The sequence below is a fragment of the Candidatus Bathyarchaeota archaeon genome, assembly GCA_026014725.1.
In the GTDB taxonomy this organism is placed as follows: Archaea; Thermoproteota; Bathyarchaeia; order Bathyarchaeales; family Bathycorpusculaceae; genus Bathycorpusculum.
In genome coordinates this window covers 50,101-76,165 of record JAOZHV010000044.1, presented here as the reverse complement: position 1 = coordinate 76,165, position 26,065 = coordinate 50,101, and the positions used below count along the sequence as shown (strand labels likewise).

Here is a 26,065-nt window from a genome sequence, read left to right as displayed (position 1 = left end):
AGACAGTTTTGGGAGTAAAGAAGTGCAGATAACAAAACACGTAATAAAAGAAGTTGTTCTATTCATAGTCTTAGTCATACTAATTGCTGTTCCGCTCTACTTCCTCACCCTCACCGATGCACAATGGGGCACAACTGAAAAATGGATTCTAATCGCTCTGAACGTGGTTTTTCTGGGGCTCTTTATCGCTTTCATTCCGTTTAAGAAGAAGCTCTCACGGCTACCAAGCAGCGTCTACATTGCTTTCGTAGTTGCGCTTTTTGTTGAGATGTATGGCATTCCACTCACTATGTACATGTTCGCAACTGTTGTAGGTAAAGACAACATTTTCTCCTTAGAGTTCCTATTAACAGGTGTCTTTGGCGAGGAGCCATTCTACCGCTTCTTTAATTCATACATTTTCCCAGCATCAAAAATAATCATGGGCATAGGCATACTCTTAATCATTTATGGCTGGAGAGCAGTGCATAAAGCCAGACGCGAAGGCAGACTCGTCACTACAGGACTCTACAGTTACATACGTAACCCTCAATACGTGGGTTTCCTCATTATCACCTTGGGCTTGAACGTTATGTACCTCACAGTGATAACCCTGATTTTATGGCCGATTCTAGCAGTCCTCTACTGGAAATTGGCAAAAAGAGAGGATAAAGAAATGGAAGAGCAGTTCGGCGAAGAATTCCTAGAATACAAACGCAACGTTCCAGCCTTCATCCCGCGCCCATGGAAAAAATGGAAAAAGTCATAACTTGGAAAAAGTGGGCCCGGCCGGATTCGGACCGGCGACCAACAGGTTATGAGCCTGGCGCTCTGACCTGGCTGAGCTACGGGCCCGTGTTTTGTTTCTCTTTTAGTATTGCTGTTTCTGACGAGATTTAAACATTTTCCGCGTTTCATTCTACTTTTAAGTTACTCGCAAAAATTTTAGAGCTCAAAAGGTTCGATTTGGGAAAAGGTAATAAACGTTTGAGAGAAATCAATCGAAAGTAAACTGGAATAGCTAGTGGCAAATTGAAACGTACATTACTGCTTGCCGTAGTCGTAGTGGTTTTAGTGTTAACTGTGTTAACGGCAGTCTTCATAGTTAGCCATGCACCGCCAACGCATGCGGTTATTGATGATGGCAAGTTCTATGTTGGCGTTACTTACTGCGGAAACACAACCGCCGAAGCCAAACAGTTAATCGACAAAGTCAAGAATTACACTAACCTGTTCATCCTGCAATCTGGAACTTTGCAGAACGATACAGCCGCAATTTATGAAATAGGAGATTATGCTGTGGAATCTGGTTTGGATTTTATCACTTTTTTTGGGGGGAACAGTGGAGGGTGGATGTTGAGTTGGCTTTCGAGTTATGATGAGCGTTGGGGTGAGCATTTTTTGGGGGTTTACTTTGCTGATGAGAGGGGAGGAAAAATGCTGGACAATGAAATGCGCTTCTATGATTCGCAAACTAAGAGTTCATTTTTAAAAATTGCTGATGGCAGCATCTTAGACTATATGATAGACAAGAATACCAATGTTACTTACAAGGGCGATGGAACAATAGTAGCTAGGTCAGGGTACCCTACGGTTTATTCTGAAAATTATAACATAACAACATACTACTCTAACGGAACAATCACATTTTTGACTCACCAAGAAGCAGGCAGTGGTTCCTCAAAGATAGTGGAGGATGCTTCGAGTCTACCTTATACGTACGAGGAATTATGGAGTGCGCGACCTATCAAAAGCTATGATGAAGCAGCAGAAAGATTCATCGACAGTTTGGATGAAATGTATCGGGTAGTACCAAATAATCAAACGGTCAAAACTTTTACATCTGATTATGTGCTCTACTGGTTTGATTACCTATCAAGCTATGATGTTGTTCTAGCTCAACTTGGCTGGAACCACAGCGTAACTAAAGACATTGCTCTTGTTCGGGGAGCGGCAGACATGCAGGGTAAAACTTGGGGTGTCATAATAACTTGGAAGTATACACAGGCACCCTATTTGGCGAGCGGGCAGGAAATCTATGAGCAGATGCGCATGGCTTACAGGAGCGGTGCTAAATACGTTGCAATCTTTAACTATGCAGAGGACATGCAAGGTTTCGAGGGCACACTGCAGGAGGAGCATTTTCAAGCGCTTGAGCGGTTTTGGAACGAGGATGTTCAGAATCCAAACGTGACGCGTGGAGAAGCCAAGGCTGAGGCAGCTTTCGTTTTGCCCAAGAACTATGGCTGGGGCATGAGAAAACCAGATGACACTGTTTGGGGTTTGTGGCAGCCACCAGAGGAGTACCGGCATCTCTGGACTAAGATAGAAGAAGCATTGGCAACTTACGGGGAAAGATTAGACATTATTTATGACGATTCAGCCTACCCAATTGGCGATAGGTACAAGCAAGTTTACTATTGGAACCAAACGAACTGACCAGAAACCATGAGAGCACGCGGTGTGCGATTTTGGCAAAATTTAATAAGCCACCCCGTGGGATGCTGAGTAAAAATCTCTTGGAGATGCGACTGGTGAAGCGGGTTGTGGTGCTTTCAGCGGTTGTGGTGTTCATTTTGTTGGTTGGATTAATCACTGCCATCAACTACACTGCCTCCTCAAGCACTAAGAAAGAACCGTTCTATGTGGGCGTCACTTACTGCGGAAACTCAGTAGCCGAAGCGAAATTGCTTATTGATAAAGTGAAAGGCTACACTAATCTTTTCGTGTTACAATCAGGACAGCTACTAATTTATCCTTCTGCCATCAACGAAGTCGGCGACTACGCAGTGAACGCGGGAATGAGCTTCATCATCTATTTTGGAACAGACAGTATGTGGACAATAAAGTTGTGGATGGATACCTATGATGGCCACTGGAACAACAGTTTCTTAGGCATATATTTTGGTGACGAACTAGGCGGAAAAATGCTTGACAGTAACAGAAACTTCCATGACAAGCAACCCGATACCATCATTACCAAATATGCTTCTGGCGGTCTTCAAGTAAATAAAAACGGAACTTGGACGACTTATGACCCAGATGGAACAATCATGGTAAGTGGTACACAGTCATACGATAATGGAAATCCAACAGCTGTAACGATAACCTACTTTGTGAACGGAACAATTACAGTTACAACTCAACAAATGAAACCGTCCCATGCCACAGACGATTCTAATATTACAATATGGGAATATGGAGAGCCGGTTACTGTGGTAGTTGAAGACAAATCTACCTTAGAGTACACCTACGAGGAATTGTGGAATGCGCGCCCCTTTCAAACCTACGATGAAGTAACCAAAAGGTTTGTTGAAGAAGGCAAATCAGAGCTAGACAAACTTAGACCACTCAATTACACTTTAATCACATCTGACTATGGCCTTTACTGGTTCGACTATCTATCAGGTTACGATGTGGTGCTTGCTCAGTTAGGCTGGAACCACAGCACAACACAAGACATCGCCCTTGTGCGCGGCGCAGCAAACTTGCAAAACAAGAGTTGGGGCACGATTATAACGTGGAAGTATACTCAAGAGCCATACCTAGCAAGTGAGCAAGAAATTTATGACCAAATGCGCCTCTCATACGAATGCGGCGCAGAGTATGTGGTCGTCTTCAACTACGCTGAGAACATGACTGGGCCTTATGGTACATTACAGGAGGAACATTTCAGGGCTCTTGAGCGTTTCTGGAATGAAGTGGTGCAAAACCCCTTTGTAGCTCATGGAGGAGTGAAAGCTGAAGCCGCGTTTGTTTTGCCCGAAAATTGCGGGTGGGGTTTGAGAGATATAAACGACACTGTTTGGGGATTGTGGAAACCGACAGCGGAGTATCAGCAGTTCTGGCCCCGACTGCAAGATGCACTGGTGAGGCACGGGCAGAGGCTGGACATAATCATTGATGACTCAGCGTTCCCAGTTGCTGGAAAGTACTCGCAAATTTACTATTGGAACCAAACAAGTTAAGCAGAATACCAAGGAAAATGTGACTTAGAGCCTAGAAAACAACGAAAAAGCCTAAAAAAGACCTAAATTGCATTTGCAATAACCAAAATGGCAGTTAGGCGATTGCTGTTTGAAAGGATTTTAACGTTGCGTTCTCTCGTAATGGTAGAGGTATTCTTGGGCGTACCCAGCGTAACGCCCAAAGTAGCTTCTTGCGAAAGCACCGATTTTCTCGTACTCACTGTTCGTTAAGGAGTCGTGGCTTCCCATTCTCTTAACCAGCGCCTCCGGGAAATGGTCGCAGTAATGGTTCAAAATTACCCGTTTAACCCACACATCCACTGGGAAAGCCTCCAACTTCTCAAGCGAAAACAGCAACACGCAATCCGCCACTTTCAAGCCGACCCCAGCGAACCCGAGAAGCGTTTTCCTGGCTTCCATATAGGGCAGGGACTTTAAGCTTTCCAGATTTATTTTCTCTTCATGTATCTTTTTGGCTGTTGCCTGCACGTACTTTGCCCTGTAACCTAAACCACACTCACGCATTCCACGCTCACTCGCAAACGCCAAGCGCTCCACTGAGGGAAAAGTGTAAAATTCCAACCCGGCAAACACCCGTTTTTCGCCAAACTTTACCGAAAGCTTTTGCAGCATCAGTTCGATGGCGGCTATGCTCTTGTAAGTGGCGCAGATAAAGCTGATTAGGCATTCCCAAGGGTCTTGGCGAACAATCCGCAAACCCTCAAACTTGCGCAACGCCAGTCGGATGGTGTCGTCTTTTGCGATGCACGTGCTGATTTGCGCTAAATCATCGTCCAAACCGAAATAGAACCGCACAAAGTGCTCGTCAACATTCTCAAAATCCAATTCAGCACCGTTCTGCCGAACCTTAAAGACACGTTCGCCGACAACGCCATACCACCACTCGCCAACCTTGCGCCACCTAAACACTTGCCCACAACACAGCGAAAAATCCAAGTCAAATGCAACTTCAAGCCGCATGGCACTATTGCTCCAGAAACCTGTCTGGCTTAGGCACCTCTGACGCAAGCCCTTTCCGCTGACGCAACTCACTGATTGTTTGCGTTTCTAGTTTTTTAGGTATTTTTTCCCAGTGATCAAAGAATGTTTGCCAGATTGCCTTTCCCGAAGTTGCTGAGCGAATTTCCTTAGCGAAGCCAAAGGTTTCTGAAACCGGGATGCTGCCGCTGATGCAGGTAAGAAGCCCTTTCTGTTCATATGAGGTAACTTTGCCCCGCCTTGTGGTCAGTATCCGTGTGGATTCGCTTGCAAGCTCTGAGGCAACGGTAACGATTATTTTGTAGATGGGTTCAAGCAAGACGGGCTCAGCTGTTAGAAAACTGCCAAAGACTGCTTTGCCGATTCCACGCATGACCTCTGAACCGTCAACCTCATTGCCAAGTTGGAAATCAACCAAGTTCACCCGCACCCGCTGCACTGGCTCACTGCATAAGGGTCCTGCTTTGCAAGCAAACTCAAACCCGCTCAAGATTGCATCTAAAACTTCCGCGGAAACCGACCTCGCTTTTCCGTTACAATCCACAAGTGTGTTGTGGTGCTCGTCAACCCTGAGAGTTTTGCCCTTTTCGGCTTTTGCTGGTTTCTCTGCGTTAGGTTCCACTTGCACCCAGAAACTGTTCTGCTTGTTTGGGCTTTTCGCCAAGGCTACTATGCCGCTTTTCTGTATGCTTTCCATGTAGAGAACTCTTGGCGAAGAAATCGCAACCTCAACATTGCGTTCGCGTTTGAGTTCGTTGACGGCTATCTCTAAGTGCAACTCGCCCATGCCGCTCAAGAGGTATTCGCCAGTTTCCTTATCAATAGTCAGCTTGAGGTTTGGGTCTTCGCCTGCAAGCCTCTCAAGCCCCTTTAGTAAGGCGGGAATGTCTTTGGGGTTTTTTGGCTCAACAGCCACAGTCACCACAGGCTCAGAAACATAACGGATACCCTCAAAAGGCACCATCTTCTCTTGGTGCTCCAAATCAACAAGCGTCTCGCCTACCTTAACGGTTCCAGCCAAAGTTGCGGATGCCAAGTTGCCAGCCGAAACATCGCTGACGTCTTCCCTAAACAAGCCCATCTCAAGAGCAACATCTATAACTTCAGTTTCAGCGGCAGCGTTCATGAGGTGTAGTTTGTCGCCTTCTTTTATGGTGCCTGAGAAGACTCGCCCTGTGGCTATGGTGTCACCGTTTAAGTCGGTACGTACGCAGGTCACAAACAACACTTTAGGCGCGTCATCTCTGCATTCAACCAGAGCCTTACCAACATTGGAACCAACGCTTCCACCCCAAATCTTCTCAATTCGGTAACCCTGCGCTTGCTGGGGATTTGGAAGGTGCTTGATTGCCATTTCAAATATTGCTTTGTAAACAGGCAAAGGCTTCTGCAACTTTTCCTGCTTCTTGGCAGCGTACGCTTTTATGATGTCTGAAAACTTTATGCCTTGCTTTTTCGCCATGCCAAGCGTGAAGCCCCAGCCGTGCAAGGCCGCGCCGAAAGCCACATTGCCCAAAGAAGCACTGATTTTCCACCGGGCTTTGAATTGTTCCTCAGCGTAGAGTTCTATTAGGTCGTTGAAGCGGCTGATTATGTGGTCTAGTTTGTTTTGGATTTGCGCCTCGCTTAGCTGCAGTTCGGTGATTAGGCGGTCAACTTTGTTTATGAAAAGCACTGGGCGCACACGTTCCTCGAGAGCTTGCTTGACTAGGATTTCGGTTTGAGCCATAATTTCCTCCACAGCATCTACTACGACCACTGCGCCATCGATCACGCGGAGTGCTCTTGTGACTTTGCCTGTGAAGTCCACGTGCCCCGGCGTGTCAACGAGGTTTATTATGTAGTTGCCGTTTTGGGTTTTGTAGAGTAGGGACATGTTGGCTGTTTTGATTGTGATTTTCCGCTTCTGCTCTTCTGAGAGGTAGTCTAATACTCTTGCGGAGCCTGCCATTTGAGGCGACAGCATGCCTGCGCCAGCCAGCAACGAGTCGGCAAGCGTGGTTTTTCCGTGGTCAATGTGCGCTATTATGCCTAGGTTTCGGATTAACTCTTTTTGGCTCATGAGCTGGTGAATTTGTGTTGTCTGTTTGAATCTTGGCATTGCTTGACCCTTTTAGGATAGGTTTATGTTTGAACTAAAGGTTTCTATTAAACCTAAAAGACTTGCTGAGGCTAAATAAGTGAAAATTCCCACGACAATACCACTTGAACAGCTAGACAGCGAGCCTTATGCATCTATCTTGTGTTACCCAAGGACAACAGCAACGGAGATACAGAATCGCGTCAGTGAACTGCGTGCACTGGGCATAGAAACTTTAGAATTCTCTGGTAAAACCTCAGCTTTCAACGTTCCCGTGCTTGGTAAAGGCTATGTCGGCATAGTCGTAGTAGCGCATGTACGTAGTGAAAGGTTCGCATTGAAGATACGCAGGGTAGACGCCGACAGAGTTAACCTTAAGCACGAAGCAGAAATGCTGCAAAGAGCCAACGCGGTCGGGGTTGGTCCACAATTTGTTGCTGTCAGCGATAATTTTCTTTTGTCACAGCTTGTTGATGGTGACTTACTTGGGGATTGGCTGGGAAAACACAAAACCTCAGGGGCCGTGCGCAGGGTTTTAGTTGACATCCTTGAGCAGTGCTGGCGCTTAGACGAAGCAGGCTTAGACCACGGCGAACTCAGCAAAGCGCCCAAGCACCTTCTCGTAGACAAGTCAGGTAAGCCGTTTATTGTGGATTTTGAAACCGCCAGCACACAACGCAACGCATCAAACGTTACATCCGTTTGCCAGTTCCTCTTCCAAGGCAACAGCAATACGGCTAAATCTATAGCTCAAATCCTTGGAGTGAGAAACAAACAAGAGTTAGTGAATGCATTGAAAAATTACAAGAAAAATAGAACCCGAAGCAACTTTGAGGCTCTGCTTCAGTTTTACGCTTGATTTCTTGGTTTAGCTTAAATATCTAGACATTTAAAGATGCTTTTCATGAGTACTGTTGCTTTCGATGGAACAAATGTTGCATTAAGACAGAAGCGGTGGCGACACATTGTTCTGAGGCATCCAGAGCTTAAAAACGCTGTTGCGTTAATTTTGGATACTGTTGCTCACCCTGACGAGGTGTATGTTGACCCAACTGGTGCCTTTCATGCTCTAAGGCGAGTGGGTGATGTTTCGGATTTTCTTGTAGTCATTTACAGTATAGAAGATGAAGGCTATAAGAACCGCATACTATACAAGTACCACAAGAAAAACAAGGAGGTACAGAACATTCAGAAAATTAAAACTCTCCTAGAAATCGATGCGCGAGAAGTACTGGAGCGTATGGAAGCAAAATACAACGTAAAGTTACCTAGAAGAGTGATAACGCTAGACTTCGATGAGAATGTTGGTGACCTCTACATACGATTCAAAACTACTGAAGTAACCGAAGGAGAACCTACAGAAGACGGAAAAGCAATAATTCACTATGACAAAAAAGGCAAAATAACCGCAGTAGAAATCACTGACATATCTGCATTATAAAAACTGTATAAAAAATGTTTTTAAGCTACAACATCATGTAGCCTTTTCTGCTTAATTGCATGCTTAATTTCCACTGCTATGCGTCTGCCCATGTACATGTTCTCGCCGTACCGCAAGTAAGCATAAGGTGACGTGCCGATTCCAACGTTCGTGCCTGCAACGATTCGTGCAGAAATTTCAAACGTAAAGATTCTCAGGTCGTCTGTTATTACGGTTTCGAGACAGAATGGTCCGATGATGCCTGGGGGAGCGAGTTCTTTGGCTTTCTTTTGGACGTTGTCACCCATGCGCATCATCTCGGGCAACAGGGATTCTCGAAGCACAATTGGGAAGTTGCCTACCACAGTGTACGTAGGGATAATGTCGATTTCGAGTTGCTCGCTTGCTGGAATTTTGCCGATTGAGTCCACGGCTGATTCGTATCGTCTGTCCATTGCCAGTAGCTCTACATCGTCGTTTATGGTTGAGCTGAAGTAGCTTGGGTAAACGTTCACGCCAAGCGCGTATTCTTGCAGGTGCACTTTATCAATGTCCTGTTTGGTGAGCAAGCCGCGTTTTATCATTTCGTTGGCTTTCTTGTAGAAGCCCTTCGGCGAGTTGGCAAGGAAGTAGCCTCTGCCGCCTTTTGCACCCTGCAGTTTAGCGATAATTAGTCTGTCGATGTCGTCTGGTGACTTGAAGGTGGCTGGCAGTCGGAGTCCTGCTTGTCTTAGCCATTCTTCTTGGCTTTTGCGGTTGGCTTCCCAGTGGAGCAGTTTGCGGTTGCCCATCATTGGCACAAAGAGGCTGTCAGTTAACTCTTTTGTGCTAAGGTAGGCGGTGAATGAGCCGTGTGGAATGAGGACAACGTTTAGTTTGCGTAGTCTCTCCTGCAACTGCTCGTTGAGAAGCTCCGTGAAGTCTTTAACAATGATTAACTCGTCAACGAGTGGGTACTTTTGGTACATGATGACGTCTTTTTCTTTACAGATACAAACGGTGCGAAAGCCCTCTTCTTTGGCGCCTTTGAAAATGTTTAGCGAACTGTGCGAGCCTAAAGTGCCAACTGCCAACTTACTTGTGTCATATTTCTCTAAGATTTTGGCAATGTCTTGGCTTTCAATCATGTGACCACTTCTGCAAGTCTACCTTCCGCAACCGCGCGCTTAATCTCCATGGCGACTCGTCTGCCTGGACCTACTTCGAAGCCGTACTTGTATTTCATGTAGGGTGAAGTGGGCTCAACGCAAGGGCACCCTGGCACACGCGGGCTAACATCAAACACGTAGAATTCCAAATCTTTCGTTACTGCTCCCTGCAACGCGAACAAACCAATCATCCCAGGCGGATACTCTTTTTTGCATGTAGCAACAAATTTTTCTGCTGCATCAAAGATTTTTTCGATTTGGCTCTCCCGCATTGTGGCGCCCATGTGCCCGATTTCAATATTTTGTGAGGCGATTTTCAGTTCTAATTGCTCTTGCGCGGGCAAATCTAAGACGCCGTCAAGGTCAGTTTGGATTCGCCTGTCAAAACCGAGCAGGTCGATTTCGTCTGTGAGAGGTGACCAGAAGAGGTTAGCATTAAACTTTGCGCCAATAACATACTCTTCTATTAGGGCTTGGTCGAGGGCTTCTTGGGTTATTATGCCCTTTGCAATACGCTCGCTAGCCATCTTGTTGAATTCGCTGGGGTTTGAGGGATAAAAGAAGGCGCGTTCTATGGCACGTTCTTTCTCTGCAACTTTCACTATAGTTAAGCGGTCGATATCTTGGGCGGACTTGAAAGTTTTAGGCGTTGCGATGCCAGCTTTCTGGAGTAGGTACAGTTGGTTTCTTGGCGTGTTGCGCTCTTCTGTGCGTAGCATGGCGCGGTTGCCAAGAATGGGCACGGCGAATTGTTGTTCTATGGCTTCGTAGCCAGCGTAAACGGAGAAGGAACGGTTAGGAACAAAAACAGTGTTTAAGTCGGTGAGTTTTTTGACGTTTTCTTGGTTTGTTATCTGAGAGAACTTGTCGAGCATTAAAACGTGGTCAAAGACACTTTTGTAGTATTTTGTGTAGGTTTTGTCTCTGCCCCTTTGGCATACAACTACGGTTTCTAAGCCTTCCTGTTTGGCGCCTGAAGCAATTTCCAAAGCACTGTGACTGCCTAAGACGCCTATTCGGATGTTCTTTTGGTCGTAGTTGCTGATTACTTGTTTTATTTTATCGTTCATCATGCCGATTCACTCATATATTGCGTATATTCTTTAACAACAGTAGCAAGCTTGGGTGAGTCAAACATGCGCTTGCTTGCCATTTCGTTTGCGGTTGCCATGTACATTTGGCTGATTATTCTTTTAAGTTTAGGGTCAAGTTTTGGAGGCTGTGATTTGGAGAGTGCTTTCCAGTCCTGAATACCTTGGGATTCCGCCTCTTTCTTGGCTTGCTCAACGTGGTCATACCAGCTTGTTTTCTTGTAAAACTGCCTTGCAACTTCTTTGCTGACATGCACACCCTCGTATGTGAACCTGCACTCGTCAAGCGTTCCCACCACATCCACGACCATGAGTCTCCTTTGCTCGTCAAAGGCTAACTCTATTTTGCCATCCTCATTTTTTAAGCCAGCTTTCGAGGCAACCTCAGTTATGGTTTCATCAGCTTTTAACAACACAGCCTTAATATCAGACAATTCTTGTTCTGATAAACCAGCGATTCTCTGCGCTTCCGCCCAAGTAACATAGCGGTCAGTTTCCTCAAGCTTTGTGCTAACATCAAATATAGGTTTGGCTAACTGTTCGCCTGGCTTTGGCTGGTGGTCTAAACCAAGGTCTTTCAGGGTCACTTTGCCTTGTTGTAGCCGTTTAAAGACTGAGGAGCCTTCGGGCAAACCGTTGCGGTAGATGATTTCAAGTGGAATGAGACAATTTTTGAGGGCAGGTGTGTATGCACTGTAGTCGTAGATTATTTTGCTATTGACCACGCTTGTTTTTGGTTTGTAAACGTTAACCAGAGCCACTTCCATGATGCTGGAGGGCTGCTTTAGTTCTGCAACTCTAACCGCTTTTCCGTTTGAGTCCACTAAGCCTCTATAGTGAGTTCTAACTCCTAACTGCTCTAGTTGTTCAAAGCAGTAAGCACCCATAAGACACAGTGCCGCGCCTTTAGCGTCAATGTGGTCAGGCATTTCACCCCAGTCAAAAACGCTGTAGCGGTCAGAAAAGTGGAATCTGCCAATACCCATGGTGGTTTGGGTTGGTTTCTGGATTACTTCTAAGTCTTTTACGCTACCCATTTGCGGCTCCCTTCTGGTGCTGTCATTATTTGTTTTTGTCCTTATATCGCTTTATCTGTTGCTTTCGCGGATTGCCAACTTGTGCATGCGTTAGCTCATTTTTCTGCTCTTTTTCACCACGTACATCGAAGGCTTTACTACGTACAATACAAGCAGATTGGAATGCTAGAATGTACGTAGTAAATTGAACCCAGAACCCTATATACGTAGCAAGGCAACAATATAGAAAAAGGGATTTACGTCCTTTAATAGGGGGATGGGCTCTAAGGCAGAGCAACAAAATTTCTCATTATTGCTCATAAGCGTCTTGAATGAGAAGTTATGTTGGGTGAGGATGACTGCGTTTTTTGTTATGGTTTGAAGCAGTTTTTTGTTTCTTGCAGTTCCCGCATAGTTCTTTTGAGCGTTTTGGTGATGTCTTCAGCGTATATTCCGTGGTTTTTTATGCCTTGTTGTATGACCCCAGCAGCCATGACGCCTGCACCTATGATTTCGCATACGGGTGTTGGTTCTGGGAAAACGAAAATGGCTGCGCCAAGCTTGATGAGATTAGATTTGTTGCCTTCGCGCCACAGCTTTCTAGCTGAACCTGCGCTCTGAGCAGTATTTTTTATTGAGCAACCAAAATCTTTACTGCAATCACCAAGTTCATGCAGACTTTTAGCTTGAACTTTAGCTTCCTCAACCTTCATCAAATATTCATCCTTACCGCTTATACTGCATGTATTACACAAAAACTTTCATTGCCAAAAAACCAAGAACAAACAAGTGTTTTCAACGTTAAACATGCATTAGTTAACTAAAAACCTTCAACTGCAATCGTTCAGCTACGTGTTTTTGTCACGAAAAAAACAATTATGACAAACATATTGCGCCAAACTGCGTGTTGACCTATCCATGTTGCTTAAATATAAGCTGTAAGACGATAAAAATTGGGTAAAAATGAAGTTGGGGCTAAACGTATTTTTTGTCGTTATAGCAGTACCATCGCTGGTATTGTGGAATCCACGTCAACGGCCTGTTGCATGTTGGACAAAGCGGTTGACTGCTTTGTTGCGTCGCGGTTTGGGCAGTTTGCTGTTGCTGTGGTTGGTATGTGCTCTGTGCTGTTTGCTGTGGCTTTAGGATTATGAAGTCTGAGGCGGCTTGAACTTCTTCCCAGCCGATGTTTTGGATTTCGCCCTCCTTATTTTCCACTGTTAGTGAGATGCCCATTTTGCCAACTGCGAAGGCAACGTCTTTTACTTTTCCTATTAAGCGTCCTTGTGCATCGATTACTTGCATTGAGACAAGTGCATCTCTGGTCAGCGGTTTATCTGTTCTTTCCATATGGTTGTATTCTCCTCTGGTTTGAATAGTTTTATCTGATTTAAAGAATTTTCGTTCTCTATTCAGCTTTTGGTTGTTTGGGAAAGAATTGGCAAAACTTTTTATTAATACATAGTCTTGTGTGTCTGTCTGGGAACTTGGATGGCGCATCGAAATATTATTGCAGCAGTTCTGGTTTTGACAGTTCTCTTAAGTTCGCTTGCTATTACCGTCGTTCCCGTTGGTTTAGCTAATCTTGTTGATGTTATCATTGGTTTCACAAATCAGCCAGACCTTGAGTTGATAGAGAAAAGCGGTGGCGAAATCCACGATGTTTACTCTATTATTCCAGCGGTGCACGCTTCTTTGCCCAAGACAGCCGTTGGAACGTTAAGCAAAAATCCCGAGATAGCTTACATTCAAACCGACAACAAAATAGAAGCAGACGCTCAGATAATGCCGTGGGGGGTTGAGCGTGTTAATGCGCCTCAAGCTTGGGCGCAAAGTACGGGTAGCGGAGTGAAAGTTGCCGTTTTGGATTCGGGTGTTGGTCCGCATGATGATTTGACTGTTTATGGTGGGTATGATTTTGTTAATAATGATGCTGATCCGAGGGATGATTTTGGTCATGGTACGATGGTTGCTGGGATAATTGCGGCTAAGTCGAATTCTATTGGTGTTGTTGGTGTGGCTCCTGATGCTGAGATTTATGCTGTGAAAATTATTGATAGTAATGGTGATGGGAGTTTGTCGCGTGCTATTTTGGGTATTGAGTGGGCAGTGAATAATAGTATGGATATAATTTCGATGAGTTGGAGTTTGAATGATTTTCCTCCTTTGCTTAGCGCTGTTCGAGCGGCGTATAACAGTGGAATTTTGCTTGTTGGTTCGGCTGGGAACACTGGTAATAGTCAAATTGCGTTTCCTGCTAAGTATGATGAGGTTATAGCTGTTTCGGCTACTGATGAGAATAATGTTAGGGCATCATTTTCTAGTGTTGGGTCGCAGGTTGAGCTTGCTGCGCCTGGTGTGAATATTTATTCCACTTATTTGAATAATGGTCTTGGAGTTGGTAATGGGACTTCTATGTCCGCGGCTTTTGTTTCGGGTGTTGCTGCATTGGTGTGGGCGAAGAATCCGAGTTTGAGTAATGTTGAGGTTCGGCAGATTTTGCAAGAAACGGCTGTTGATTTGCAACCTATTGATGGCAAAGATAGAGATATTTACTATGGTTTTGGTTTGGTTGATGCTTATGCAGCTGTTTTGGCGGCTTTGGGCTTTGTAGGGGTCGATTTTTCTTGGTCTCCTTCTACTGTTCATGCTGGTGATATTGTGAATTTTGTTGTTTTTGGGCAACTTGACGGTTTAGTTGAGTATGCTTGGGATTTTGGCGATGGGACTCAGGCAAAGTTTAATGTGTCGTATGCTGTTCATACTTTTTTTGTGAGCGGCAGTTTTAATGTGAATTTGACGGTTAGTAATGCCTTTGGAAGCGTAAACAGCACGGTTAAGAACGTTGTGGTATTAGGTGTTGAGCCATCGCCGTCTCCAACGCCGTCAGCGACACCGACGCCAGTGCCAACTGTTCAGCCGACAGCAACGCCTTCGCCGACACCAACACCGACTGCGACTGCGGCGCCTACGCAGACGCCGAAGCAAACCACAACTCCGCCAATAGAAAACGGTTCAAACGCATTCTATTTGTTGGTTGTGTGCGTCTTGGTAGCGTTGGCGATTCTTGTGGTCTTGGTGGTTCTGCGTCTTAAGCGCAAATAAAAATTATGATGTTTATATTGGGGAAAGTTTTGTTGCTTTGCAGGTAGACCTATCCCCCTATTAAAAGGGCTTTTTTCTTTGTGTTTGCAATTGATTGGCATAATGCAGTTTGGGCACTAGCATGGCCCGTAGGGTTTTTTTCTTTCGCCCGTCACCCAAGCCAAGCCTGAACCCGCCCCTATAAACAATTTTGTGACTTAAAATGGCGATTAAAAATGGCTGATTATTGAAATGCGCTTGCACAAACATACCCGCAACACTGGGCGGTTTTACTACGACCATCAAGGAGCTGTCGAGCGCATCCTTAGCGTTTTTTACCACGACCATTCCTAAAGGGCAATAGCTCCGTAATGGTCGTAGTAGCATATGGTCGCAGTAAAGTCAACATGCTTTTGGCTTGAAAATGCGCCAACACGATAGACCCCTTTAGGTTTACTGCATAGGTTGAATATTAGAATCCAAATATGCCCGCGCTGCAACTGTGCAGACGCAGAAAACACCTACCCCCTATAGGTTTGTGCATAGAACCTCTAATAGGCTCCAAATATGCTTGCTCCATAACGGTGCAGGGCGCAGATTTCACCTACCCCTCTATAGTTTCTGCATAGAATTCCTAATAGAATACAAATAGGCTCCTAATAGACGCCAAACAGGATGGTAAGCTACCCGAAATTGCGTACAGCCACTTGCCAACGTGCCAGCGTTTCAATGTACCGACCTGACGCCAACTACATACCCACTAATATGAAAACTAACCCAAAACCCAACCCTATAGACAATTTTGGCATTCAAGGATGCAAATACGTTGGGGGTATCTTTCAAAAGAGAATTATTTTTTTCGGAGGGTCTAAGGTAATTGAGATTGGAGGAGCCCTGTCCCTCCCTCTTTTGAAGCAAAAATTTTGAGGTTATTTTTCTGATTGTTAGTGCCACCGCCATCATTATATACATGTATATATACATATATTAATCAGGGATTCAAATGGTAAAAATCATCTCAATATCCGACGAAGTCTACGAAGACCTCTCTCGAATGAAAAACGGCAAATCCTTCACCGAACTCCTAAAAACTCTCATCTCCGAATGCACAAACAAAGGCGACCCAAAAAGCATACTTACCTTTTTGGATGCTAACGAACCCCTAAGCGACGAAGCCGCAGACGCAATACTGGCTACATCTGAAAAAGGTCGAAAGAGTGCATCCGCCCGAAAATCTGCTTCTTTTGCGTGAGCCCCCATGGTCATATTGGACACTTCAGTAATGGTTGATGTATCACGAAAGAAAAAATATGCCCTAGACCTCATAGCGTCGTATCAAGAAAAAGAGCGAGTCTCAACTACGATAATTACTCAATATGAAATGCTCAGGGGCGCCCCAGAATCGTACATCAACTACATCACAGACCTCTTAAACAGGTTTGTAATTCTTGATTTTGGAACCGATGCTTTAGATGAGACAGTCAAAATATACAAGAAACTCAAGGAAAGGGGTACACTGATAAACGAGTTAGGCATTATGATTGCTGGAATTGCAGCGACAAGCAATCAGACTCTCATAACCAAAGACAAAGACTTCCTAAATCTTGAAAGCGACAAGATAATTGTACTTCAAAAAAGATAACGAAGGGTTAGCTTTAAAAAACAGCTAAACCTACCCGTTGAGGTTTTGACATAGAAACTATCAGGATACAAATATACTCGAAAAAACAGACTCTTCTATAGGTTTTCTGCGTAGGTTGACTGCTAGGATTCAAATATGTTTGGTTGCCTTGCAAAATAGGGATTGTTTTTCGAGTTTTTAGGAGTAATGAGTCTGTGGTTTTTGGGAGTTACCTAAAGAAAAGATTTTTAGTTTACAAAAAATAAAAAAGGAAGGGAAGTTGTTTTGGTTTTTTAGACTGCTATTTTTTTGCGGAGAGTGAAAGCAACAAATGCTGCTAACAGACCAATTATGAGTGCAACAACTGCCAATGCTAGTGAAGCAACTGGCATTGATGGACCACCCACAAATTCTGCGTCTTTACCGTCTGCGCCTGCTGGACCGGCTGGACCTTGTGCACCAGTTGCACCAGTGTCACCTTTTGGACCTTGTGCACCTGTAGCGCCTGCTGGACCTTGTGGACCGGCTGGACCTGTAGCACCTGCTGGACCGGCTGGACCTGTAGCACCTGCTGGACCGGCTGGACCGGCTGGACCTGTTTCACCTTGTGGACCTTGTTCTGGTAATGGCTTTGGTTCGACTTCGAATACGCCGTTAGCTGTAACATCGCCGAAGTTTGCTTCCCATGTCCAGTTGCCGATTTCAGCATCACTTGATAGTGGTGATTGTGTTAAGCGTTGAGGACATATGAAGTTGATTCCGTATGGTGTAGTAATCGCGATGACCAATATATCGTAGGGGCGTGCGCTTGGGTCATATATTGTAACAGTGCCTGTGATTACCAGATTGCTTGTTGCAATGAAGGAGAGTGTGTCGCCTTGGTTGTATGTTGTTGCTGCTGTGTTAATGTTTATGACTGGTGTTACGATTGCGAAGGGCAATGTGAGTGTGAAGGTTGAATCGTCTGTGACTATTGTCATTGTGTAGGAGCCTATAGCCCATGCAGTATCAACGGTGAATGTGTCCACGAAAGCTCCAGTGGAATTAGTTGTATCATCGAAGATTAATTCTTCGAAACTGTTTGCTCCGCTGAGCGTTGCTGTAAAGTCTGCGCCAGCTGGGAAGTTTGTGATTGTCAAGACTACGTCGTATCCTTTTGCTTGCGCTGCTGGGCTGAGAGTTGCTGTTGCTGCTGCTGTTACGGTAAAGGTTGCTGTAGTGTATTCGCTACTAGTGAGGTCTGTGATTGTTACTGTCTTTGCGCCTGCGGTTACTTGTGGAATAATGAATGTTACTGTACCTGCAAGCAAGTCTGTGGTTGTGAAGCCGGTGAAGTTTATGTTTGAGATCGATATTCTAGCGGGATGACCAGCGGTGAATCCATAAGCTGCAACTGTAACTACTGTGCCTGTTGGACCTGAGCTAGGTGTTAATCCAACGAAGATGTTTGTTACTGTGAAAGGCTTAGTAGCTACTAGTGCATTCTCGTCAGTGGCTGTTACTGTGTATGAACCTGTCGGCAGGTTTGGAACCACAAATGTTCCAGAGAAAGAGCCTGAAGCGGTAGTCACGAATGATCCAACTGTAATTGCGCCGAATGTTACTGTTACGACCTCGCCTGCAATTGCGGTAAAGCGTACACCACTAATTGTAACTGTGAAGCCTTGTGGACCAGTGGTTGGAGTTAAAGTAATTGTTGTTACTGCTCCAGTAGATATTGTGTAGGTAGCTGTGGCGGTATATGTACCGTCATTTGCTGAAACAGTTTGTGGGCCAGCAGTAAGTGATGGAATGATGATTGACCCGGTGAATGTTCCGTCTGCCAAAGTTACTATGGGAGTAACTTCAACAACTGGAGTTGCACCTATTGTGAATGTCAGTCCAGTGCCTGCTACTTTAGTGAAGCCTCTACCAGAGACTGTAACAACTGCTCCTGCTGGACCTGAGGTTGGTGATAGCGCTATGGTAGCGCCGATTGTAAATGGAGCGGCGTCTGCAGGGTCTACAGCTGCGTCAGCGTCATCTGCGATTACATCATATGTACCATAAGCGAGGTCAGGGACCTCAAAAGTGCATGTGAAATAACCGGATGTGTTACTTCTTGTGGGGCTTGGAGTGAGAGTCATTGTGTCGCCATCAAAGGTGATTGTTATGACTCTGTTTGCAAGGGTAGCTGAGCCTGAGAAGCCAGTACCTGTAACAGTGACTACATCACCAGGGATGCCTGTCGTTGGACTCAATGTTATCTTTGGTTCAACTTCGATGTCTACGGATGCCGTACCAGTTGGGTCTCTAACAATTAGGTAGTGAGTGCCTGCGGGAGCAAGCGGGATTGTCACATCAATTTCGTAATCACCAGCTCCATCGGCATAATCTGCAGCCAACAGATTCGCTGGGTTAGTATTCTCCCAGAAAACCTCGACATAGGTACCAGGAGCTGCGCCACCGCCTGAAACTGTAACTTCGTCACCAACGTTAAAAGGATCACCTGACGCTGGTGTTGTTATTCCTGGAGCTGCGCTTGCTAGTGGAATTGCTGCCAGAACTGCTGATAGTACTAGAATTGTCAGGGTTAATGTTGCGAAAAGTTTTTTCTTGTTTTGGGTTGTTAGGGTATTCATTTTTAATTTCCTCGTATTTTATCGAATTTTTCATTTACTTTATTATTTGCTTTTTAGCGCTTGAACTATAGTCGACTTAGTACTTATATCTACTGTAAACAAGCCCTAGCCCAACAAGTGATGTGTACACGTTTCATTACACGTGTAAGGGTCAGTACACATTTAAAGCCCAAAATAAGCTTCTTTTTTCAAGAAAACTGCTCAAAAAGCTCCAAACTGTCGACCTGTTCGACAGAAAATTAGAGCTTAAAATCAATAATCAACATGCCCTTTAAGACTTCACTTTTCTCAGTCTGATAACCAATACCGTTCATGACGCCTTCAACAAACCGTGCAAGCGCCTGCGTCGCATCCTCTTTGAGCACAGTGGAAACACACCTCACCCTTGCCTTAGCACCGTCTTTTCGGACCTCAACTTCGCTCAAATCCCAACGGCTTGCCTCAAGAAAACTCTTAAGCGCCAAAACTGGGTCAGCAAACCGCTCTTTTAGGTACTTGCCATGCCACTTGCCGCTCTCAAACCACACCTTCTCCAACTGTTCTTTGCCAGATTTGCAAACCTCATTAGTCAAAAACGTAAGCACGTCTAAAGGCACAAAAGCGCCGCCTAAAACCCTCTGTGCATAGATAACTTCAAAGAACTCGCCCAACTGATGAAGGTCATAACCAGCAGAAGTAACCCTAACGGACTGCTCCAGTGATTCCTCAATAAATCTGCTAATCGTTACGCCCCTGCTGCGCGAGGATTTCGCAACCTCCTCAAGGAGGTCAAAAGGAACATAAACTAGCTTCTTATCCTTACGTTGAACCATGAACTTCCTCCTTTAATGCCTCCAAACGAATCACCCCTCTTGAAACATCCCTAGAATCTATCTTGTAACCAAACGCTTTCATGGCACCTTCCAAAAAAGCCGAAAACAGAATCGTGTAAGACTCAGTAAACCTTGGGCTAGTGACGCGAACCGACACTCTATCATAATTATCCTCCAAAACAAACTCTGGCACGTTCCATGTTAACCCAGCTAAGTCATTTTTAAACGCTAAGAGAGGAGAATCACCATTACCTGTAACGTAGCGCGTGGCAAACCAGACGCCAGCATCAAACCAGCTTTTGAGGGCTTGGCGTTTGCCTTTCTCGTAAGCTAAGTCAGCCATTTCGTACCAGAGACTTTCTAACCCAAGAATGAAGCCTAGTGCACGTGCATCTTCCAGACGTTTGCGTGAATCCACAATCTTCTTTAGGTTTAAACCTAAGTTTTGAGAAGTAATGACTAATTCAAAGGTTTCATTGACCAACTCGTAGAGGCTGCTGCCGCGTTCTTTTGCGACTTCGCCCAGACGGTTCAGCAAGTCTTCTCTTGCCACAAATGTTTTCCTTCGTGTAGGCGACTTGCCGACCATGCTATATCACGATTAACTCCAAATGCGCCTCAATGAGCCACTTCATTAGCGCTACTCCAACCACCAATTTGTTGTCTTTGCTTATGAATTTTTCTTACGGTAACCGATTCCTTAAGGGAAGAAAACGCTAAATCGACACTTCCCAGTAGCTGACGATGTCGCCTTTTACCCATCTGCCGCCTATGCTTTTGACAACTTCGTTGATGTCTTCCCATTCTGCCTTGAGAAACTGCATTGGCTTGATAACTACGCAATCGTCTCTAACTGAGAAACTTAGCAGTTTACGCTGCTCAGGACTAAACTCGTTAGCAACACCCAAAGCGGCATCGCTGGCTGGCGGCGGCGCTTGCTTTGCAACCAAAGGCAACGGTTCAGGAGCAACCGTCACCGCAGGCTGTGCAACCTCTTTTGCCATGCTTTTCTTGGTGGTGAAGGTGAATTCTGGAATGGGAAAGCCCTCGGCGACGTCCTCAAAACTCTCGCTGCGAACTACTGCAAGCACTTGTTTTGTGAACAGGTCAAGTTTTAAATCTAAAAGTTCTGCGTCATTTGGCAAGTTGGAAGTGAAAGGGGCGGCTTTGCCTTTTAAGAGTTCGACGAGGAATTCAGGAGTTAGTTTTATGGTTCGTAGTTTCATGTTTTTACACGCTCAAAACAGCCTAAAGCTGTCAAATGCATAAAAGCATTACTAACTTGAAGCTAGCAAGTTGCAGCGATGGCTAAATTAAGCCAAGAGGGCTATTGCGGTTTTTTCCTATAGCCCCCTTATTTATAGGCGGTTTAACGCTGCGCCGCGAAAGTTCTGTTGCTCTGCCAGTAGACCCTATCCCCCTATATAAAGGCGGATTTTTTAGCATGCTTTGACGTTGAAAAGTCGTCGATGACGTTTTTGTAATAAATTTGTCCTAAAAATCGTCAATATCGTATTTCAAAAGCAAAGTGTTCTTGTCGTTTGAATGATGAATCGCGTTTAGATTCACTTACTGAATAATTCACTGACTGAATATGAAAATTTAAATTTGGGTTCTCCTCTTGTTTGCGTTTTTCGTTTTCTGTTTCAAGAGGTTTTTCATGGTTTTGCGCCTTTTATTTTCTTGTTATACGATTGAGGTTTGTTTACTTGTTGCCGTTATGGCCTATAAAATGCACCGGTTGTTAGGCGGATATTGGCTGGGTTTGCTTGATGGTTGTTTTTTGGTTTGCAGTGTAGCCTTGTTTTTCTAGTTCTTTGTCGATGTCTATGTCCGCGATTAGTCTTTTGATTTTTTGCAGGTGCTGGATTATTGGGCTGTCTTTGTTGGTTTGGTACATTTCTGCTTTGCCCACAGTTCGGGTGCGCTTGATTAGTTGGTGTTTTTCTAGGTAGGGGATTGCTCTTATGATTGTGCGTATGCTGACTTCTGCGTTTTGGGCTATGTCTGTTTTTGAGTAATCCCATTCTGTGTATAGTGTGAAGAAGTCTAGTATGCGTGCGGTTGATGAGTTGAATAGTCTTTCTAGTGGGGCAGGGTTTTGTTCTGCAAGTTTTTTTGGCATGTTTATCATTATTGTTTAAATTGCTTATTAATGTTTCTTTGTCAATAGGTGATGACTTCTTAGTCATAATGCCTTAATAGCATGTGAGCACTAACCAAGTTGCCAAAGAAGTCATAGAGGGGTTGACTTGTGAATGCTACAAGGCTTGAAATCGCTATTCTTCAAAAGATGTACGAGCATAATCTTATTGGGGAAAAGCATACAAGCGAGGACAACATCCCCAAAGGCTTTCCTAAGCATCTGCGGGGAGACGTAAAAAAGGCGCTAGACAAACTTATCCGCAAGGGCTATGTCCTGCCCAAAATAACAAGTTACGGTTTAGAAGTTTCCCTCAACCCAAGACGGATAGCTGAAATACGTAAACTCATCAGCACTTAATTTTTGAGGTTTGGTTTTTGCGTGTCGGGGTCGCACAGAGATAATCGTTTATGAACAAACAGGTTCGAGGCAACCTAATCCCCTATAGGTTTCTGCATAGATATCCTAATAGCATCCAAATATGCTGGGCGTTTCCCATCGTTTTAGGCACAACTAAGAAAAATTAAACAAAAAAGCTACCTAATTAACAGAAAAGTTAGAGGTTACGGCGCTTCTTTGCAGCCTTAGCAACCAACAACGCGGCAGTAGCCACAAACAGAGACAGCGGAATTAGAAGCGTTGACAATTCAGGAATAGTCCAAACATCCGAGTTCGTGTTTGTGATGGTTTCTGTAAAGATTTCCGTGTACCCCCCATACATGTCCCTGCTTTCATAGTATGAGTCTACCACTATGCCTTTGATTTTGTCATAGTAAACTTCAGTTTTTTCGCAGCTATACTCAGATGTTACTTCAACTAAACGTTTGTTTGTTTCCCTGTTACCAGTTTGATAAGTTCTCGTAACCGTCTCGTTTATGGTATCTTGATCCCAGGTAGGATAGATTGGCTCATTCACAGTCAGATTCGCTGGGATTATAAGAGTCCCGAAGGACATGTGAATTGAACCCGTTTGAATGTCAAGGTAACCTGTTTCTGTTTTTGTTGTTTCATTTTTGTATCTAATTGTTATTTGACCATCAATTATCGTTCCCGTAACGTTCATTATTTGAATTTGAAAACTTTGAATCTGCATTTTTTTAGCGACGTTGGCTGTTGGTTGAGCATTTGGATCAGTTGAGTTCCAAGTCGCATGATAGTCGTATTCAAATATGTCTCCTTCAATTACCCCAGGAAGTGCATTTTGAGCTGTAATTGTTGGTACACTCATCAAGATTGCCAAAATGAGGACTGCCATTGTTATTTTACTGTTCATTTAGCTACTCCTCGTACTATATTGAGATTGATTCTTTGACTATTTAATTTTGCGAAACAAGAAAAATAAAAAAAGAGTGTGGTTTACTTGTTGACTATGATTTGTACGTTGTCAACCCAGACTTGCGCATTTGATGGCAAACTTTGGCTTAAGAATTGGAATCTGAAGTAGCTAGTGAAAGCTGATGTGTCCGTGATGTTTATTGAGAAGTAGTGCCATGTGTTAGCCGCGTAGACATTGCGATCACCTAGGTTTACGCCTAGATTATTCCAAGTTATACTGTTGTAGTCGTCTGTTTGTGTTGCGCCCCAGCGTATTTGGAAGTTTGTTGGATTTGTGCCAGTTATTCTGAAGTAGAAGGACACTGTTATGTATGCTGCGCCTGTTGCGTCTACCTTGTTGCTTGAGAATGCTCCTTGGTTACTGCTTACAGATGATGCTGAGTTTGGTGAACTATAGTATTGTTCAGTGTTGTAATTCCACGGTGGATTAGGCCAAGATCTCCATTCGGAATCCCATGGTGTACCGTCGAAACCTGTGGTGAGTTTAACTTCAGGTGTTGCTGGATTAATTGTGAATGTTGTGCTTACTGACCGATAGTTTGTTGCTGTGGCTGTTATGGTCGGTGTTCCTGTGTTTGAGTCTCTGTAGTAGACATCTATGTAGCTGTTAGGATAGCTTATTGCTATCCACGAAGTTATTTGGTTTGTGCATGCTGCGTTGGAATAGAACTTTCCACCGCTGGAAGATGTAGCTAAGTAAACATAGGTAGTACCACTTGTTATTGGGGTGCCTGCTGAGTTTTGGCGTTGAATTCTTATTCTTCCTGATGGCTCATAGACCACTAGAGTTTGGCTTGTGCCATTAATAAACACCAGTTTGTTGCCTGTTGATTGAATGAAGTTTGCTGTTATTGTTCCTGGGCCGTTGATTGTCGCTGTTGCTGGTGACGCTGTCGATGGGGTTATTTGGATTGCTCCGTTGAATGTCCATGATGAGAAACTGTACCCTGAGTTAGCGGTTGCGACCACTCTGTTGTCGCCTTCGTCGTACCAGCCTGTGGCATTAGTTGTTCCACTTCCCGTAACAGAGAATGCTATGTAGTATTGGGTCTTCCAGTTTGCAAATGCAGTCTTTGGACCATCCATAGTTATACCGCTGCTTTGAGCATAATTTGTGCCCGAAGCGTCAGTACCCCAACTAGTGAACACATACTGAACCCCAGTACCGCCTGAAACGGTTCCCGAATCTAGCGATGCATAAGCTGTAGCACCACTATCATACCAGCCTTGACCGCTGGGTGTACCATGGGCTGAAGTAACAGTCAAGTAACACTGCGTCTTCCAGTTTGCAGATGCAGTCTTTGGACCATCCATAGCTATGCCGTTGCTTTGGGCGTAGTTTGTGCCTGAAGCGTCAGTTCCCCAGTTAGTGAATACGTATTGGACTCCTGTGCCGCCTGAAACTGTTCCAGTATTTAGCGTTGCGTAAGCGGTTGTTCCACTGTTATACCAGCCTTGACCGCCTACTGTGCCGTGAGCTGAAGTTACAGTCAAATAGTATTGAGTCTGGTAACTACGTGTTATTGTAGTTGTTGAAGTTACAGTCACTGCGCCTGAAACTGGACCATTTATTGAGTATCGTTTGCCGCCTGCACTGCTTGTTACTGGATCAACAAAGGTGTAGGAAACGGTTTCACCACTGTAGACCGTGATAGACCCGCCTGCAACACCAAATGTGCCAGATGGGCCACCACCAGAGACTGAGTAAGAGACAAGGTTGCCAGTGGCATCGCCTCCAAGACCACTACTACCGAAAGTCACTTGGTATTCTTGTCTTACAAAGGTTGCAGTAACGACTGGGTTGGCATCAATGGTTATTGTTGTTGTGATTGCTGAACCAGAAGCATCACCGCTCCAGTGGTCAAAAGTCCAGCCTTCAGCTGCATTAGCTGTTAACTGGACATTAGCGCCAAGGAGGTATGTTGCTTGATTTGGATTCTTGGTCACGGTTCCACTGTCGACAGGGTCTATGATTATTGTTAATGGATATTCCGGTGTGGGGGTCGGTGAAGGTGAAGGACTTGGACTAGGTGATGGACTTGGGCTTGGACTCGGTGAAGGACTTGGACTAGGTGATGCTGATGGTGACGGACTTGGCGAGGCTGTTGGTGTCGGATTTGTTTGTGATGTGCCTGGTTGGTTTGTGCCTGTGACTTCCATCCATGTGCCTTCGACTGTCACTATTTTGATTTTGTCACCTGGCAGTATATTGTAATTTATTTGGAGTTCTCTAGTTTGTCCCTTGTTTATTGGAATGTATCCTTTAGAGTTCTTAACTTGATCAACGTCTTCGCCGTCAACCTTTTCTATGTTTTTCAAAACGTCGTTGATGTATACGCTACTGGTTGGATTGAGATGGACTGTTCCTTGGCCCGTGTTTTGCACGTAGATCAGGTTGGTTCCTGCTTTGTAACTTTGTATTTGGATTTGGTTGCCTGCTTGGTCGGTTCTGCCGCCAATGTAGCCCATAACCCACGCGTATGCTATGAGTGAGGCTATGACAGCTATTGCAATCATAAGTAGTACGGAAATTACTGGTGAGACTGCTCTAATGGAGCGTCTGATTTTAGTTATTTTTCTCAATTTTTCTTCCTTTCCTTGTTTGTTTTGGAGCATGCGCTAGAAGTTAGCGTTCTCTCCTTTCTCGATTTGTAATTGTTTGGGCGGGGGTATTTAAGAGTATATAGAAGTTATATCCTTGCATGCACAGGAGACTCTGAGCCATTTTTACGGTTCTTTTGGTTTTTC

The 26,065-nt window shown here is 44.7% G+C and carries 24 protein-coding genes and 1 tRNA gene; 9 read left to right on the top strand and 16 right to left on the bottom strand.

What is annotated here, in order from left to right:
- Positions 1 to 22 precede the first annotated feature (22 nt).
- Positions 23 to 748 (top strand): isoprenylcysteine carboxylmethyltransferase family protein, encoded by a 726-nt coding sequence (locus NWE95_07880; protein MCW4003813.1) that lies wholly within the window; start codon positions 23 to 25, stop codon positions 746 to 748.
- Positions 749 to 759: 11 nt separating this feature from the next.
- On the opposite strand, the gene NWE95_07875 is transcribed toward NWE95_07880, so the two are convergent.
- Positions 760 to 834 (bottom strand) — tRNA-Ile (locus NWE95_07875).
- A gap of 177 nt (positions 835 to 1,011) precedes the next feature.
- On the opposite strand from NWE95_07875, the gene NWE95_07870 reads away from it, so the two are divergent.
- Complete coding sequence (locus tag NWE95_07870; GenBank protein ID MCW4003812.1) at positions 1,012 to 2,418, top strand: hypothetical protein; 1,407 nt, start codon at positions 1,012 to 1,014, stop codon at positions 2,416 to 2,418.
- A gap of 32 nt (positions 2,419 to 2,450) precedes the next feature.
- Entirely contained in the window at positions 2,451 to 3,947 is a 1,497-nt protein-coding gene (locus NWE95_07865; protein MCW4003811.1) for a hypothetical protein, read from the top strand.
- 120 nt (positions 3,948 to 4,067) lie between these two features.
- On the opposite strand, the gene NWE95_07860 is transcribed toward NWE95_07865, so the two are convergent.
- Positions 4,068 to 4,928 carry a hypothetical protein gene (locus NWE95_07860; protein ID MCW4003810.1) on the bottom strand — a complete coding sequence of 287 codons (861 nt, stop codon included), beginning with the start codon at positions 4,926 to 4,928 and terminating at the stop codon, positions 4,068 to 4,070.
- Between the two features lie 4 nt (positions 4,929 to 4,932).
- Positions 4,933 to 7,047, bottom strand: coding sequence for a GTP-binding protein (locus tag NWE95_07855; protein ID MCW4003809.1), 2,115 nt, complete (start codon positions 7,045 to 7,047; stop codon positions 4,933 to 4,935).
- Positions 7,048 to 7,126: 79 nt separating this feature from the next.
- On the opposite strand from NWE95_07855, the gene NWE95_07850 reads away from it, so the two are divergent.
- Both NWE95_07850 and NWE95_07845 read left to right on the top strand, forming a co-directional pair.
- On the top strand, positions 7,127 to 7,885 hold the full coding sequence (locus NWE95_07850) for a serine/threonine protein kinase (protein ID MCW4003808.1): 759 nt from the start codon (positions 7,127 to 7,129) through the stop codon (positions 7,883 to 7,885).
- Between the two features lie 45 nt (positions 7,886 to 7,930).
- On the top strand, positions 7,931 to 8,467 hold the full coding sequence (locus tag NWE95_07845) for a DUF2283 domain-containing protein (protein MCW4003807.1): 537 nt from the start codon (positions 7,931 to 7,933) through the stop codon (positions 8,465 to 8,467).
- Positions 8,468 to 8,487: 20 nt separating this feature from the next.
- Here the strand turns inward: NWE95_07845 and NWE95_07840 are convergent, their stop codons facing one another.
- From NWE95_07840 to NWE95_07820, 5 genes are all read right to left on the bottom strand, one after another.
- On the bottom strand, positions 8,488 to 9,573 hold the full coding sequence (locus tag NWE95_07840; GenBank protein MCW4003806.1) for a formate--phosphoribosylaminoimidazolecarboxamide ligase: 1,086 nt from the start codon (positions 9,571 to 9,573) through the stop codon (positions 8,488 to 8,490).
- Positions 9,570 to 10,667 carry a formate--phosphoribosylaminoimidazolecarboxamide ligase family protein gene (locus tag NWE95_07835; GenBank protein MCW4003805.1) on the bottom strand — a complete coding sequence of 366 codons (1,098 nt, stop codon included), beginning with the start codon at positions 10,665 to 10,667 and terminating at the stop codon, positions 9,570 to 9,572. Before NWE95_07835 ends, NWE95_07840 begins: the two co-directional genes overlap by 4 nt.
- Positions 10,664 to 11,722, bottom strand: a complete 1,059-nt coding sequence (purC, locus tag NWE95_07830; GenBank protein ID MCW4003804.1) for a phosphoribosylaminoimidazolesuccinocarboxamide synthase — start codon at positions 11,720 to 11,722, stop codon at positions 10,664 to 10,666. The genes NWE95_07835 and purC overlap by 4 nt, the downstream gene beginning before the upstream one ends.
- A 350-nt stretch (positions 11,723 to 12,072) precedes the next feature.
- On the bottom strand, positions 12,073 to 12,414 hold the full coding sequence (locus NWE95_07825) for a hypothetical protein (GenBank protein MCW4003803.1): 342 nt from the start codon (positions 12,412 to 12,414) through the stop codon (positions 12,073 to 12,075).
- 262 nt (positions 12,415 to 12,676) lie between these two features.
- Positions 12,677 to 13,051 carry a PRC-barrel domain-containing protein gene (locus NWE95_07820; GenBank protein ID MCW4003802.1) on the bottom strand — a complete coding sequence of 125 codons (375 nt, stop codon included), beginning with the start codon at positions 13,049 to 13,051 and terminating at the stop codon, positions 12,677 to 12,679.
- 141 nt (positions 13,052 to 13,192) lie between these two features.
- Here NWE95_07820 and NWE95_07815 point away from each other — a divergent pair, with 141 nt between their 5' ends.
- Positions 13,193 to 14,806 carry a S8 family serine peptidase gene (locus NWE95_07815; GenBank protein ID MCW4003801.1) on the top strand — a complete coding sequence of 538 codons (1,614 nt, stop codon included), beginning with the start codon at positions 13,193 to 13,195 and terminating at the stop codon, positions 14,804 to 14,806.
- A gap of 60 nt (positions 14,807 to 14,866) precedes the next feature.
- Here the strand turns inward: NWE95_07815 and NWE95_07810 are convergent, their stop codons facing one another.
- The gene (locus NWE95_07810; GenBank protein ID MCW4003800.1) at positions 14,867 to 15,127 is read right to left on the bottom strand and encodes a hypothetical protein; all 261 of its coding nucleotides are present in this window, start codon (positions 15,125 to 15,127) and stop codon (positions 14,867 to 14,869) included.
- Positions 15,128 to 15,788: 661 nt separating this feature from the next.
- On the opposite strand from NWE95_07810, the gene NWE95_07805 reads away from it, so the two are divergent.
- Both NWE95_07805 and NWE95_07800 read left to right on the top strand, forming a co-directional pair.
- Positions 15,789 to 16,037 carry an antitoxin VapB family protein gene (locus tag NWE95_07805; GenBank protein ID MCW4003799.1) on the top strand — a complete coding sequence of 83 codons (249 nt, stop codon included), beginning with the start codon at positions 15,789 to 15,791 and terminating at the stop codon, positions 16,035 to 16,037.
- Positions 16,038 to 16,043: 6 nt separating this feature from the next.
- Positions 16,044 to 16,427: a type II toxin-antitoxin system VapC family toxin gene (locus NWE95_07800; GenBank protein MCW4003798.1), complete on the top strand. Its 384-nt coding sequence runs from the start codon at positions 16,044 to 16,046 to the stop codon at positions 16,425 to 16,427.
- A 272-nt stretch (positions 16,428 to 16,699) separates the two neighbouring features.
- On the opposite strand, the gene NWE95_07795 is transcribed toward NWE95_07800, so the two are convergent.
- The 5 genes from NWE95_07795 to NWE95_07775 form a co-directional block, all read right to left on the bottom strand.
- On the bottom strand, positions 16,700 to 19,027 hold the full coding sequence (locus NWE95_07795; GenBank protein ID MCW4003797.1) for a collagen-like protein: 2,328 nt from the start codon (positions 19,025 to 19,027) through the stop codon (positions 16,700 to 16,702).
- 239 nt (positions 19,028 to 19,266) lie between these two features.
- Positions 19,267 to 19,839: a hypothetical protein gene (locus NWE95_07790; GenBank protein ID MCW4003796.1), complete on the bottom strand. Its 573-nt coding sequence runs from the start codon at positions 19,837 to 19,839 to the stop codon at positions 19,267 to 19,269.
- On the bottom strand, positions 19,826 to 20,392 hold the full coding sequence (locus NWE95_07785) for a hypothetical protein (protein MCW4003795.1): 567 nt from the start codon (positions 20,390 to 20,392) through the stop codon (positions 19,826 to 19,828). Before NWE95_07785 ends, NWE95_07790 begins: the two co-directional genes overlap by 14 nt.
- Before the next feature lie 163 nt (positions 20,393 to 20,555).
- Positions 20,556 to 21,065, bottom strand: a complete 510-nt coding sequence (locus tag NWE95_07780) for a hypothetical protein (protein MCW4003794.1) — start codon at positions 21,063 to 21,065, stop codon at positions 20,556 to 20,558.
- A gap of 518 nt (positions 21,066 to 21,583) precedes the next feature.
- Positions 21,584 to 21,964, bottom strand: a complete 381-nt coding sequence (locus NWE95_07775; GenBank protein ID MCW4003793.1) for a hypothetical protein — start codon at positions 21,962 to 21,964, stop codon at positions 21,584 to 21,586.
- 129 nt (positions 21,965 to 22,093) lie between these two features.
- On the opposite strand from NWE95_07775, the gene NWE95_07770 reads away from it, so the two are divergent.
- The gene (locus NWE95_07770; GenBank protein ID MCW4003792.1) at positions 22,094 to 22,342 is read left to right on the top strand and encodes a hypothetical protein; all 249 of its coding nucleotides are present in this window, start codon (positions 22,094 to 22,096) and stop codon (positions 22,340 to 22,342) included.
- Positions 22,343 to 22,538: 196 nt separating this feature from the next.
- Here NWE95_07770 and NWE95_07765 read toward each other — a convergent pair whose 3' ends face one another.
- Both NWE95_07765 and NWE95_07760 read right to left on the bottom strand, forming a co-directional pair.
- A complete protein-coding gene (locus NWE95_07765) occupies positions 22,539 to 23,255 on the bottom strand; it encodes a hypothetical protein (protein ID MCW4003791.1) in 717 nt (238 codons plus the stop codon).
- Between the two features lie 83 nt (positions 23,256 to 23,338).
- Entirely contained in the window at positions 23,339 to 25,900 is a 2,562-nt protein-coding gene (locus NWE95_07760) for a type IV pilin (GenBank protein ID MCW4003790.1), read from the bottom strand.
- Between the last annotated feature and the right edge of the window lie 165 nt (positions 25,901 to 26,065).

Bases quoted from the DNA above. Each gene is read 5' to 3' on its own strand.
- NWE95_07765 (MCW4003791.1), bottom strand. From the start codon at position 23,255: ATGAACAGTAAAATAACAATGGCAGTCCTCATTTTGGCAATCTTGATG.
- NWE95_07825 (MCW4003803.1), bottom strand. From the start codon at position 12,414: ATGAAGGTTGAGGAAGCTAAAGTTCAAGCTAAAAGTCTGCATGAACTT.
- purC (MCW4003804.1), bottom strand. From the start codon at position 11,722: ATGGGTAGCGTAAAAGACTTAGAAGTAATCCAGAAACCAACCCAAACC.
- NWE95_07780 (MCW4003794.1), bottom strand. From the start codon at position 21,065: ATGAAACTACGAACCATAAAACTAACTCCTGAATTCCTCGTCGAACTC.
- NWE95_07845 (MCW4003807.1), top strand. From the start codon at position 7,931: ATGAGTACTGTTGCTTTCGATGGAACAAATGTTGCATTAAGACAGAAG.
- NWE95_07820 (MCW4003802.1), bottom strand. From the start codon at position 13,051: ATGGAAAGAACAGATAAACCGCTGACCAGAGATGCACTTGTCTCAATG.
- NWE95_07815 (MCW4003801.1), top strand. From the start codon at position 13,193: ATGGCGCATCGAAATATTATTGCAGCAGTTCTGGTTTTGACAGTTCTC.
- NWE95_07855 (MCW4003809.1), bottom strand. From the start codon at position 7,047: ATGCCAAGATTCAAACAGACAACACAAATTCACCAGCTCATGAGCCAA.
- NWE95_07805 (MCW4003799.1), top strand. From the start codon at position 15,789: ATGGTAAAAATCATCTCAATATCCGACGAAGTCTACGAAGACCTCTCT.
- NWE95_07775 (MCW4003793.1), bottom strand. From the start codon at position 21,964: ATGCCAAAAAAACTTGCAGAACAAAACCCTGCCCCACTAGAAAGACTA.
- NWE95_07860 (MCW4003810.1), bottom strand. From the start codon at position 4,928: ATGCGGCTTGAAGTTGCATTTGACTTGGATTTTTCGCTGTGTTGTGGG.
- NWE95_07835 (MCW4003805.1), bottom strand. From the start codon at position 10,667: ATGATGAACGATAAAATAAAACAAGTAATCAGCAACTACGACCAAAAG.
- NWE95_07800 (MCW4003798.1), top strand. From the start codon at position 16,044: ATGGTCATATTGGACACTTCAGTAATGGTTGATGTATCACGAAAGAAA.
- NWE95_07840 (MCW4003806.1), bottom strand. From the start codon at position 9,573: ATGATTGAAAGCCAAGACATTGCCAAAATCTTAGAGAAATATGACACA.
- NWE95_07790 (MCW4003796.1), bottom strand. From the start codon at position 19,839: ATGGTTCAACGTAAGGATAAGAAGCTAGTTTATGTTCCTTTTGACCTC.
- NWE95_07795 (MCW4003797.1), bottom strand. From the start codon at position 19,027: ATGAATACCCTAACAACCCAAAACAAGAAAAAACTTTTCGCAACATTA.